The sequence below is a fragment of the Stenotrophomonas sp. GD04054 genome, from assembly GCF_029836955.1.
Classification (GTDB): domain Bacteria; phylum Pseudomonadota; class Gammaproteobacteria; order Xanthomonadales; family Xanthomonadaceae; genus Stenotrophomonas; species Stenotrophomonas maltophilia_A.
Window position 1 is genome coordinate 56,589 of the sequence record NZ_JAOECR010000023.1, and the last position, 10,382, is coordinate 66,970.

The 10,382-nt window shown below is 64.9% G+C and carries 11 protein-coding genes and 1 tRNA gene; all 12 read right to left on the bottom strand.

The window, feature by feature from the left end:
* Positions 1–5 precede the first annotated feature (5 nt).
* Entirely contained in the window at positions 6–494 is a 489-nt protein-coding gene (gene nuoI, locus N7573_RS12520; RefSeq protein WP_006381128.1) for an NADH-quinone oxidoreductase subunit NuoI, read from the bottom strand.
* Positions 495–497: 3 nt separating this feature from the next.
* Positions 498–1,592, bottom strand: a complete 1,095-nt coding sequence (gene nuoH / locus N7573_RS12525; RefSeq protein ID WP_279912920.1) for an NADH-quinone oxidoreductase subunit NuoH — start codon at positions 1,590–1,592, stop codon at positions 498–500.
* Positions 1,589–3,823: an NADH-quinone oxidoreductase subunit NuoG gene (nuoG, locus tag N7573_RS12530; protein ID WP_279912919.1), complete on the bottom strand. Its 2,235-nt coding sequence runs from the start codon at positions 3,821–3,823 to the stop codon at positions 1,589–1,591. The genes nuoH and nuoG overlap by 4 nt, the downstream gene beginning before the upstream one ends.
* Positions 3,820–5,160 carry an NADH-quinone oxidoreductase subunit NuoF gene (gene nuoF / locus N7573_RS12535; protein ID WP_005410459.1) on the bottom strand — a complete coding sequence of 447 codons (1,341 nt, stop codon included), beginning with the start codon at positions 5,158–5,160 and terminating at the stop codon, positions 3,820–3,822. Before nuoF ends, nuoG begins: the two co-directional genes overlap by 4 nt.
* Positions 5,161–5,164: 4 nt before the next feature.
* Positions 5,165–5,692: an NADH-quinone oxidoreductase subunit NuoE gene (nuoE, locus tag N7573_RS12540; RefSeq protein WP_006381132.1), complete on the bottom strand. Its 528-nt coding sequence runs from the start codon at positions 5,690–5,692 to the stop codon at positions 5,165–5,167.
* A gap of 97 nt (positions 5,693–5,789) precedes the next feature.
* Entirely contained in the window at positions 5,790–7,097 is a 1,308-nt protein-coding gene (locus N7573_RS12545; protein ID WP_033835604.1) for an NADH-quinone oxidoreductase subunit D, read from the bottom strand.
* Positions 7,094–7,843 carry an NADH-quinone oxidoreductase subunit C gene (locus N7573_RS12550; protein ID WP_005410462.1) on the bottom strand — a complete coding sequence of 250 codons (750 nt, stop codon included), beginning with the start codon at positions 7,841–7,843 and terminating at the stop codon, positions 7,094–7,096. Before N7573_RS12550 ends, N7573_RS12545 begins: the two co-directional genes overlap by 4 nt.
* Before the next feature lie 33 nt (positions 7,844–7,876).
* On the bottom strand, positions 7,877–8,431 hold the full coding sequence (locus N7573_RS12555; protein ID WP_005410463.1) for an NADH-quinone oxidoreductase subunit B: 555 nt from the start codon (positions 8,429–8,431) through the stop codon (positions 7,877–7,879).
* Positions 8,422–8,778, bottom strand: a complete 357-nt coding sequence (locus N7573_RS12560) for an NADH-quinone oxidoreductase subunit A (RefSeq protein ID WP_008265012.1) — start codon at positions 8,776–8,778, stop codon at positions 8,422–8,424. Before N7573_RS12560 ends, N7573_RS12555 begins: the two co-directional genes overlap by 10 nt.
* 111 nt (positions 8,779–8,889) lie before the next feature.
* Positions 8,890–8,974, bottom strand: a tRNA-Leu gene (locus tag N7573_RS12565).
* 51 nt (positions 8,975–9,025) lie between these two features.
* Positions 9,026–9,463 (bottom strand): preprotein translocase subunit SecG, encoded by a 438-nt coding sequence (gene secG / locus N7573_RS12570; RefSeq protein WP_010486424.1) that lies wholly within the window; start codon positions 9,461–9,463, stop codon positions 9,026–9,028.
* Between the two features lie 31 nt (positions 9,464–9,494).
* Positions 9,495–10,250: a triose-phosphate isomerase gene (tpiA, locus tag N7573_RS12575; RefSeq protein ID WP_279912915.1), complete on the bottom strand. Its 756-nt coding sequence runs from the start codon at positions 10,248–10,250 to the stop codon at positions 9,495–9,497.
* Positions 10,251–10,382 lie beyond the last annotated feature (132 nt).

Here is a 10,382-nt window from a genome sequence, read left to right on the forward strand (position 1 = left end):
CGACCTCAGCGGTAAGCGGCATCGGCGGCGCGACGCTCGGCGATCTCGGACTCGAGACGGTCGCCCAGGGCCAGCAGCTGCGGCTTGGTAACGATGTTTTCGCCACGATTCTCGAAGTGATACTCGAGGATGTGGGTTTCGACGATCGAGTCCACCGGGCAGCTTTCTTCGCAGAAGCCGCAGAAGATGCACTTGAACAGATCGATGTCATAGCGCGTGGTACGGCGGGTGCCGTCTTCGCGCTTGGCCGAGTCGATGGTGATGGCCAATGCAGGGCACACCGCTTCGCACAGCTTGCAGGCGATGCAGCGCTCTTCACCGTTGGGGTAACGGCGCAGGGCGTGCAGGCCACGGAAGCGCGGCGACTGCGGGAACTTCTCCATCGGGTACATCATCGTGTACTTGGGCTTGAAGCTGTACTTCAGCGTCAGCCAAAGGCCGCCCAGCAGTTCGAGCAGCAGCAGGCTCTTGAAGTAATGGGTAATCCTGTTCATCACTTAGACGCCCTTTTGAATCACGCCGAAGAACACCATGACGGCGGTAACCGCGATCCACAGAATGGCCAGCGGGATGAAGACCTTCCAGCCCAGGCGCATGATCTGGTCATAGCGGAAGCGCGGGAAGCTGGCACGGAACCAGATGTAGGCACTGGCGAAGAAGAACACCTTGACGAACAGCCACGGTGCACCGCCCTTCCAGATCCAGTCGACCAGCGGCGAGACGTCGCCGAAGCTGACCCAGCCCTGGATGGGGCTCAGCCAGCCGCCGAGGAAGAAGATCGAGATCAGGAAGCTGATCAGGATCATGTTGGCGTATTCGGCCAGGAAGAACAGCGCGAACGCACCGCCCGAGTACTCGACCATGTGGCCAGCGACGATTTCCGATTCACCTTCCACCACGTCAAACGGCGCGCGGTTGGTTTCGGCAACGCCCGACACCCAGTAGATGACGAACAGCGGGAACAGCGGCAGCAGGAACCAGTCGAAGAAACCGGAATTGCCGGCCTGCGCCATCACGATGTTGCTCAGGTTCAGGCTGCCCGACGCGATCATCACGCCGACCAGGGCGAAGCCCATGGCGATTTCGTAGCTGATCATCTGCGCCGAGGCGCGCATCGCACCCAGGAACGCATACTTCGAGTTGGATGCCCAACCGGCCAGGATGATGCCGTAGATGCCCAGCGAGGTCATCGCCAGCAGGTACAGCAGGCCGGCGTTGGCGTTGGACAGCACGATCTGCGAATCGAAGGGGACCACCGACCAGGCCGCGAAGGCCGGGGCCAGGGTGATCAGCGGGGCCAGCAGGTAGATCGCCTTGTTGGCGCTGCTCGGCTGGACCACTTCCTTGAACAGCAGCTTGAAGACGTCGGCGAAGGCCTGGAAGATGCCCATGCCCACGTACATCGGGCCGTGGCGGACGTGCATCCAGCCGATCAGCTTGCGTTCCCAGACCACGTAGAAGGCCACCGAGATGATCACCGGAACGGTGATCACCAGGATCTTCAGGATGATCCAGATCAGCGCGCCGATGTCACCAAGGCCAAGCAGCCACTGGTGCAGCGGATCGACCGCGTTCAACAGCAATTCGTTCATGCAGCCACCACCGTTACGCGAGCGGCACCCAGCGGCGCGGTCGCGCCGTGGCCCGATTCAATCCAGACCGAACCCGCAGCGACGCGGGCGTCGATCACCACCGGCAGGGTGGCCTTGCCGGCATCGGTGCCGACCTTGGCCATCTGCCCTTCCTGCAGCTGCAGGCGAGCGGCATCTTCAGCGTTCAGCACGATGCGCGGGGCGTTGTTGAGCGGATGCGACTGCAGCGCCGGGGCGCGACGGACCACCGCATCGGTGCGGTAGATCGCGGCGGTCGAAGCCACTTCCAGGCCTTCGCCGGCAACCACCGGCTGTGCCGAGGCGGCAACGGCGACCGACACCGGGGCCAGGCTGGCGCGCAGGCCGGCCAGGTCGGTGAAGTCGAAACCGGCTACCGCCAGCTCACCGCCCAGGGCGCGCAGCACGCGCCAGCCCTCACGGGCCTCGCCCGGCAGCTTGCCGCCGGCACGCGCCGACTGCTCGCGACCATCGAGGTTGGTCAGGGTGGCGTCGATTTCCGGCAGCGCACCGATCGGCAGGATCACGTCGGCAACGTCGCGGGTGGAGACGCAGGCGAACTGGCTGAAGGCCACCACCTTGGCGCCGACCAGCGCCTTGCGCGCGGCGGGGGCGTCGGCGAAGTCCAGACCCGGCTCCAGGCCGTACACCACGTAGGCCTGGCGCGGCTGCGCCAGCATTGCGGCGACGTCCTTGCCGGCCGGCAGCACGCCTGCGCGGGTCAGGCCAACGGCGTTGGCACCCTGCGGGATGCGGCACAGCTTGGCACCGGTCGCAGCAGCGAAGTCACGCGCGGCGGCGCGGATCGCGGCAGCCTGCGGATGGTTTTCGGCGATGCCACCGACGATCAGCACGGTGTTGTTGCCGCCCTGCACCGCCGAACGCAGCTCGGCGTTGGCCAGCGCGTCGACGAACTTCGACGGCGCGACGATCTGCTTGCCGGCGATGCTGAAGGCGAAGTCGAAGTCCACCGGGTTGACGACGTGGATCTTCGCGCCGTTGGTGGTCTGCGCCTTGCGCAGGCGGGCGTGCAGCAGCGGCAGTTCGTGGCGGATGTTGCTGCCCAGAACGACGATGCGGTCGGCGCCTTCGATCTCGGCCAGCGGCAGGCCGAACACTTCGGCGGTTGCGGCGTCGGAGAAATCGCGGTTGTTGATGCGGTGGTCGATGTTGCTCGAGCCCAGGCCCTTGGCCAGGCGGGCCAGCAGCGCGCCTTCCTCGTTCGAGGTGGACGGATGCACCAGCACGCCCAGGTTGTCGCCCTGGTTGGCCTTGAGGATCTCGACGGCCGCGGCCAGGCCTTCGGCCCAGCTCACTTCCTTCCACTCGCCATTGACCTTGCGCAGCGGCTTGACCGCACGGTCTTCGCTGTACAGGCCCTGGTGCGAGTAGCGGTCACGGTCGGACAGCCAGCACTCGTTCACCGCTTCGTTGTCGCGCGGCACGGTGCGCAGCACTTCGCCGCGACGCACGTGCAGGAACAGGTTCGAACCCATCGCGTCGTGGTAGCCCAGCGACTCGCGCGCGGTCAGTTCCCACGGGCGGGCGCGGAACTGGAACACCTTGTTGGTCAGCGCGCCAACCGGGCAGACGTCGACGACGTTGCCGGACAGCTCGGTGGTCAGCGGCTTGCCGTCGAAGGTACCGATCTGCAGGTTCTCACCGCGGTACATGCCACCCAGCTCGTAGGTACCGGCAACGTCGGCGGTGAAGCGGACGCAGCGGGTGCACTGGATGCAGCGGGTCATCTCGGTGGCGACCAGCGGGCCCATGTCCTCGTCCGGCACCACGCGCTTGCGCTCGTTGAAGCGGCTGACCGAACGGCCATAGCCCAGCGACACGTCCTGCAGCTCGCACTCGCCGCCCTGATCGCAGATCGGGCAGTCCAGCGGGTGGTTGATGAGCAGGAACTCCATCACCGAGCGCTGGAACTTCAGTGCCTTCTCGCTGCGGGTGGCGACCTTCATGCCATCCATCACCGGGGTGGCGCAGGCCGGCGCCGGCTTCGGCGACTTTTCCACGTCCACCAGGCACATGCGGCAGTTGGCGGCGATCGGCAGCTTCTCGTGGTAGCAGAAGCGCGGAATCGAAATGCCGGCCTTGTCGGCCGCCTGGATGATCATCGAACCCTTGGGCACGACCAGCGACTTGCCATCGATTTCGATGGTCACGTGATCCGGTGGCACGTTCGGGTTTACGGGTTGCGCGCTCATGCGGCGGCTGCCTCCACCTTCTTGCCGTCAACCATCGAATGACCGTTGACGATGTAGTACTCGAATTCGTCCCAGAACTGGCGCAGGAAGCCCTGGATGGGCCATGCAGCCGCTTCACCGAACGCACAGATGGTGTGGCCTTCGATCTGGCCGGCCACCGCCTTCAGCTGGTGCAGGTCTTCCATCGTGGCCTTGCCGGCGACGATGCGCTCCAGCACGCGGTGCATCCAGCCGGTGCCTTCACGGCACGGGGTGCACTGGCCGCACGATTCCTTGTGGAAGAACTGGCTGATGCGGCAGGCGAACTTGACGCAGCAGACGCTGTCGTCGAGCACCACGATCGCACCCGAACCCAGGCCGGAGCCCAGCGCACGGATGGTGTCGTAGTCCATCGGCAGATCCTTCAGCTCGGCCGCGGTCAGTACCGGCATCGACACGCCGCCCGGGATCGCGCCCTTGAGGGTACGGCCCGGACGCAGGCCACCGGCCATTTCCAGCAGGTCGTGGAACTTGGTGCCCAGCGGCACTTCAAAGTTGCCGCCGTTCTGCACGCAGCCGGACACCGAGAAGCACTTCGGACCGCCGTTGGCGGTCAGGCTCAGGCCCTTGAACCACTCCGGACCGTTGCGGATGATCGCCGGCACCGAACCATAGGTTTCGGTGTTGTTGATCGTCGACGGCTTGCCGTACAGGCCGAAGTTGGCCGGGAACGGCGGCTTGTAGCGCGGCTGGCCCTTCTTGCCTTCCAGCGATTCCATCAGCGCGGTTTCTTCGCCGCAGATGTATGCGCCGGCGCCCAGCGCACCGTAGATGTCGATGTCCACGCCCGAGCCCATCACGTTCTTGCCCAGCCAGCCGTTCGCATAGGCGTCGGCCAGGGCCTGCTCGAAGTGCTCGAACGGCTCGTGGTGGAACTCACCGCGCAGGTAGTTGTAACCCACGGTCGAACCGGTGGCGTAGCAGGCGATCGCCATGCCTTCCACCACCGAATGCGGGTTGTAGCGCAGGATGTCGCGATCCTTGCAGGTGCCCGGCTCGGATTCGTCCGAGTTGCAGAGGATGTACTTCTGCATGTTGCCCTTGGGCATGAAGGACCACTTCAGGCCGGTCGGGAAGCCTGCGCCACCGCGGCCACGCAGGCCCGAGGCCTTGACCATCTCGATGACCTGCTCCGGCGGGATCTTCTCTTCGAGGATCTTGCGCAGGGCGGCGTAGCCACCGGTCTTCAGGTAGCTTTCGTACGACCACGGGGTGTCGTAATGCAGGGTGGTGTAGACCACCTGGTGCGGCAGCGGCGCGGGGCCGACCGGACCCTTGGATTCGTGGTGATGTGCCATGCCCTTACTCCAGCCCGTCCAGCAGCTCGTCGACCTTTTCCAGGGTCAGACGCTCATGGTAGTGACCGTTGATGACCATCATCGGCGCGCCGCCACAACCGGCCAGGCACTCTTCCTCGCGCTTGAGGTAGACGCGGCCGTCCGGGGTCGATTCACCGTGCTTGATGCCCAGCTTCTTCTCGCAATGGCGGACGATGTCCTCGGCGCCATTGAGCCAGCAGCTGATGTTGGTGCAGATGGCCACGTTGTTGCGGCCCACCTTCTCGGTCTCGAACATCGAGTAGAAGCTGGCGACCTCGTAGGCCCACACCGGCGGCAGGTCGAGGTACTTGGCCACGCCGGCGATCAGTTCGTCGGTCAGCCAGCCCTCGTTCTGCTCCTGGGCCGCATGCAGGCCCTGCAGCACGGCAGAGCGCTTGCGGTCCGGCGGGAACTTGGACAGCCAGTGATCGATGTGAGCGCGGGTCTTGTCGCTCAGCACCACCATCGGGTCGACGTCGCGCGCCGCCTCGAAATTACCTGTCGCCTTCATCGGCCGACCTCAGCGAAATGCATAACGTGAAATTCCAGAAACTGCGGCGCCGGCTTGCGCCGGCTGCCTGCAGCGGGCGTTGGCGTGGCGGACGGCATTACCGGTCAACCTCGCCGAACACCAGGTCGTAGGTACCGATCATCGCCACCACGTCGGCCAGCATGTGGCCGCGCACGACCGAATCGATCGAGGACAGGTGGGCGAAGCCCGGCGCACGCAGGTGCACGCGGAACGGCTTGTTGGCGCCATCGGAGACCAGGTAGCAGCCGAATTCGCCCTTCGGGGCTTCCACCGCCGAGTAGGTCTCGCCGGCCGGCACGCAGTAGCCCTCGCTGAACAGCTTGAAGTGGTGGATCAGCGCTTCCATGTCGTCCTTCATGTCCTCGCGCCTGGGCGGAGCAACCTTGAAGTTCTTCACCATCACCGGGCCGGGGTTGGCTTTCAGCCATGCCACGCACTGCTTGATGATGCGGTTGGACTCGCGCATTTCGGCAACGCGGACCAGGTAGCGGTCGTAGCAGTCGCCTTCCTTGCCCAGGGGGATGTCGAAATCGACGGCATCGTACTTGGCGTACGGGCGCTTCTTGCGCAGGTCCCAGGCGACGCCCGAGCCACGCAGCATCACGCCGGTCATGCCCCACTGGTGCGCCAGTTCCGGCGTCACCACGCCGATGCCGACGGTACGCTGCTTCCAGATACGGTTGTCGGTCAGCAGGGTTTCGTATTCGTCGATGCGCTTGGGGAACTCGACGGTGAAGTTCTCCAGGAAGTCCAGCAGCGAGCCCTCGCGCGAAGCATTGAGCTGCTTCAGCGCCTTGCCCTTGTGCCAGCGCGACTCCTTGTACTTCGGCATGTGGTCCGGCAGGTCGCGGTAGACACCGCCCGGACGGTAGTACGCCGCGTGCATGCGTGCGCCGGAGACTGCTTCATAGCAGTCCATCAGCTCTTCGCGCTCGCGGAAGGCGTACAGCATCACCGCCATCGCACCCAGGTCGAGCGCGTTGGAGCCCAGCCACATCAGGTGGTTGAGGATGCGGGTGATCTCGTCGTACATGGTGCGGATGTACTGCGCACGCTCCGGCGCCTCGATGCCCATCAGGGTCTCGATCGCGCGCACGTAGGCGTGCTCGTTGCACATCATCGACACGTAATCCAGGCGATCCATGTAACCGATCGACTGGTTGAACGGCTTGGACTCGGCCAGCTTTTCGGTACCACGGTGCAGCAGACCCACGTGCGGGTCGGCGCGCATGATGGTTTCACCGTCCATTTCCAGGATCAGGCGCAGCACACCGTGAGCGGCCGGATGCTGCGGGCCGAAGTTCATGGTGTAGTTGCGGATTTCCTGCCGGCTTTCGGCGGCGTTGCTGGCGAATGCTTCGCCGGCCTGGTGTACGTGGCTCACTTCACTGCCTCCTGCGCGCGCTCACCTTCTGCGGTCTGCAGACGGGCGTCGTCGCGGATCACGCGCGGCACGCCGACACGCGGCTCCACCGAGGTGACCGGTTCGTAGATCACGCGCTTCTTTTCTTCGTCGTAGCGGACTTCGACATTGCCGATCAGCGGGAAGTCCTTGCGGAACGGATGGCCGACGAAACCGTAGTCGGTCAGGATCCGGCGCAGGTCCGGGTGGCCTTCGAAGATCACGCCGTACAGGTCGAACGCTTCGCGCTCGAACCAGTTCAGGCCCGGCCAGATGCCGGTCAGCGAGGACACCACCGGCAGTGCTTCGTCAGGGGCGAAGCAGCGCAGGTGCATCATCAGGTTGTGCTGGTACGAGCGCAGCTGGGCGACCACGGCGAAACGCTGGGTCGGCATGTGCTGCGGGCGGGCACCGTCGGCACCGTTTTCCTCGGTGGGGAACTCACCCCACGCGAAACGGCCCTGGGCCTTGCCTTCGACGCCACGGCTGAAGCCCTGCGAGGACACGTCGGCGGTGTCCCATTCGTCGGAGCCATAACCCAGGTAATCGACGCCGCAGAGATCCACGGCCTGCTCGAAACCAAACTCGTCACGCAGCGCCAGGGCGGTGGCGTGCCACTCGGCGGCAGGCACTTCCAGCGTCACTTCGCCGCGGGGTTCGACCACGATGACCTTCGCACCTGCGAAACGTGCGGAGAGTCGGTCGATGAAGGATGCTTGCTCTGCCATGGGGGCTTGGCGCGCTCTTGTCAGGTGAAGGGGTCAGCGGGCGATGGTCTGTGTACGCCAGATCTTCTTCTGCAGCTGCAGGATCCCGTACACCAGCGCCTCGGCGGTCGGCGGGCAGCCCGGGACGTAGACGTCCACCGGCACCACGCGATCACAGCCGCGCACCACAGAATAGGAGTAGTGGTAATAGCCGCCACCATTGGCGCAGCTACCCATCGAGATGACCCACTTCGGGTCCGGCATCTGGTCGTAGACCTTGCGCAGCGCCGGGGCCATCTTGTTGACCAGGGTACCGGCCACGATCATCACGTCGGACTGACGCGGCGACGGGCGGAACACCACGCCGTAGCGGTCAAGGTCCAGGCGCGCGGCGCCGGCATGCATCATCTCGACCGCGCAGCAGGCCAGGCCGAAGGTCATTGGCCACATCGAGCCGGTGCGCGCCCAGTTCAGCAGTGCATCGACGCTGGTGGTGACGAAGCCCTTTTCCAGCAGCGGGTTGTCGCCTTCCGGCCGCAGGATGTCATCAACCCGGCCTTCCGGCGTGGGGTTGTTCATGAGGCCATCGAGAGTCTGAATCACTCCCATTCCAGCGCTCCCTTCTTCCAGACGTAAATGAAACCGAGGAACAGCATGCCGACGAACAGGCCCATGGTGATGAGCGAACGGGCACCCAGCTCCATGAAGACCTGGGTCCACGGCACGATGAAGATGATTTCCAGGTCGAAGACGATGAACTGGATCGCGATCAGGTAGTAGCGCACGTCGAACTTCATGCGCGCGTCTTCGAAGGCCTCGAAGCCGCACTCGTACGGCGACAGCTTTTCCAGATCGGGGCGGCGGGGACCGAGGAATCGACCAACCAGCATCAGCGTAATGCCGATACCGGTGGCAACGATCAGAAACAGCAGAGACGGCAAATATTCGGCCAGCACAGCGATTCTCTCTTGCCTCTGCCGCCGCGCCTGCAGGCGCTTTGGCATGGGGGAGTGGACGGGAATCTGCCTGGCGCCTTGCGCGCCAGACGAACCCGCTTTACTTACAAATGGTGCCCAAGAGGGGACTCGAACCCCTACGACTTGCGTCGCTACCACCTCAAGGTAGTGCGTCTACCAATTCCGCCACCTGGGCAAACGATCACATCAGACTATCTTCCCGATGCGCCGCGTATTGTAACCGGCTTCAGTCTTTCTGGGAGCCTTCCGAAGGCTTTTCTTCACCAGAAACCGAAGATTCCGCCTGAGCCGGCACATTCGCGGCCGGAACCGGGGCGGCCGGGACCGCATCGGCCTTCGGAACGGCCGGCAGTTCACCCGCCGGAGCCGCCGGAGCGACTGCCGCCGGTGCGGACATCAGGCCCAGATCCTGGTCGGCCGCCGGGCGGCTGCCATGACCGGCATACCAGGCCATGAAGAGGCTGATGCCGAAGAACACGACAGCCAGCCACTTGGTCGACTTGGACAGGAAGTTCGAGGCGCCGCGCGCACCGAACACCGTACCCGAGGCACCGGCACCAAAGCCCGAACCCGCCGCCGCACCCGAGCCACGCTGCATCAGGATCAGCGCGATCATGGCCACAGCGACCAGCACGTAGACGACATTGAGGATCAACATCAGCATTGGAAACCGCCCTCGGACAAAACTTCTAGGATTAGTTCGCGGCCGCCGCCCGTGCGATGGCCAGGAAGTCCGCGGCCACCAGGGAGGCGCCGCCGACCAGCCCACCATCGACATCCGGCTGCGCGAACAGTTCCCCGGCATTGTCGGGCTTCACGCTACCGCCGTAAACAATGGGCAGTGAATCAGCGATTCTAGCATCGATACGCGCGACTTCGCCACGGATGAACGCGTGCACCTGCTGCGCCTGCTCCTTGGTGGCGGTACGGCCGGTACCGATGGCCCAGACCGGCTCGTAGGCGACCACGGCCTTGGCGAAACCGGCCGCGCCGACCAGCTCCAGCACCGGCGCCAGCTGGCTGGCGATGACCACTTCGGTCTGCCCGGCCTCGCGCTGCTCCAGGGTCTCGCCCACGCACAGCACCGGCACCAGGCCGGCGTGCTGGGCGGCGGCGAACTTGCGCGCGACCAGCTCGCTGCTTTCGTGGTGGTACTGGCGGCGCTCGGAATGGCCGACCAGGCCATAGCGGGCGCCGACCTCGACCAGCATGGCGGCGCAGACCTCGCCGGTGTAGGCGCCCTTCTCGTTGCTGCTCACGTCCTGCGCGCCAAAGGCCAGGCCGGTCTCGCCGAAGTCCTCGACCAGCTCGCCCAGGTACGGCAGCGGCGGCAGGATCACCACGTCCACCCCCTCCAGCGGCAGCCCGGCGGCGACCTGCCCCAGCAGTTCATTGGCGAATTGACGGCTGCCATGCAGCTTCCAGTTTCCGGCGACGATCTTGCGGCGCATGAGCGGGTGGCTCCTGTGTGAAGTCAGCCGGTCATGATACCCGTTACGGCAAAAATCCGTTTTCGTGTAAGCGGTTACATGGATTTTCAGCCAACGGCGCAGCCCCTCGTGGCGGGGGTGGGGTTGGGTTGG

What these genes read in the sequence shown, in the direction of transcription:
- nuoI (WP_006381128.1), bottom strand. Translation starts at nt 494, where the DNA reads ATGAACAGGATTACCCATTACTTCAAGAGCCTGCTGCTGCTCGAACTG.
- nuoH (WP_279912920.1), bottom strand. Translation starts at nt 1,592, where the DNA reads ATGAACGAATTGCTGTTGAACGCGGTCGATCCGCTGCACCAGTGGCTG.
- nuoG (WP_279912919.1), bottom strand. Translation starts at nt 3,823, where the DNA reads ATGAGCGCGCAACCCGTAAACCCGAACGTGCCACCGGATCACGTGACC.
- nuoF (WP_005410459.1), bottom strand. Translation starts at nt 5,160, where the DNA reads ATGGCACATCACCACGAATCCAAGGGTCCGGTCGGCCCCGCGCCGCTG.
- nuoE (WP_006381132.1), bottom strand. Translation starts at nt 5,692, where the DNA reads ATGAAGGCGACAGGTAATTTCGAGGCGGCGCGCGACGTCGACCCGATG.
- N7573_RS12550 (WP_005410462.1), bottom strand. Translation starts at nt 7,843, where the DNA reads ATGGCAGAGCAAGCATCCTTCATCGACCGACTCTCCGCACGTTTCGCA.
- N7573_RS12555 (WP_005410463.1), bottom strand. Translation starts at nt 8,431, where the DNA reads ATGGGAGTGATTCAGACTCTCGATGGCCTCATGAACAACCCCACGCCG.
- secG (WP_010486424.1), bottom strand. Translation starts at nt 9,463, where the DNA reads ATGCTGATGTTGATCCTCAATGTCGTCTACGTGCTGGTCGCTGTGGCC.
- tpiA (WP_279912915.1), bottom strand. Translation starts at nt 10,250, where the DNA reads ATGCGCCGCAAGATCGTCGCCGGAAACTGGAAGCTGCATGGCAGCCGT.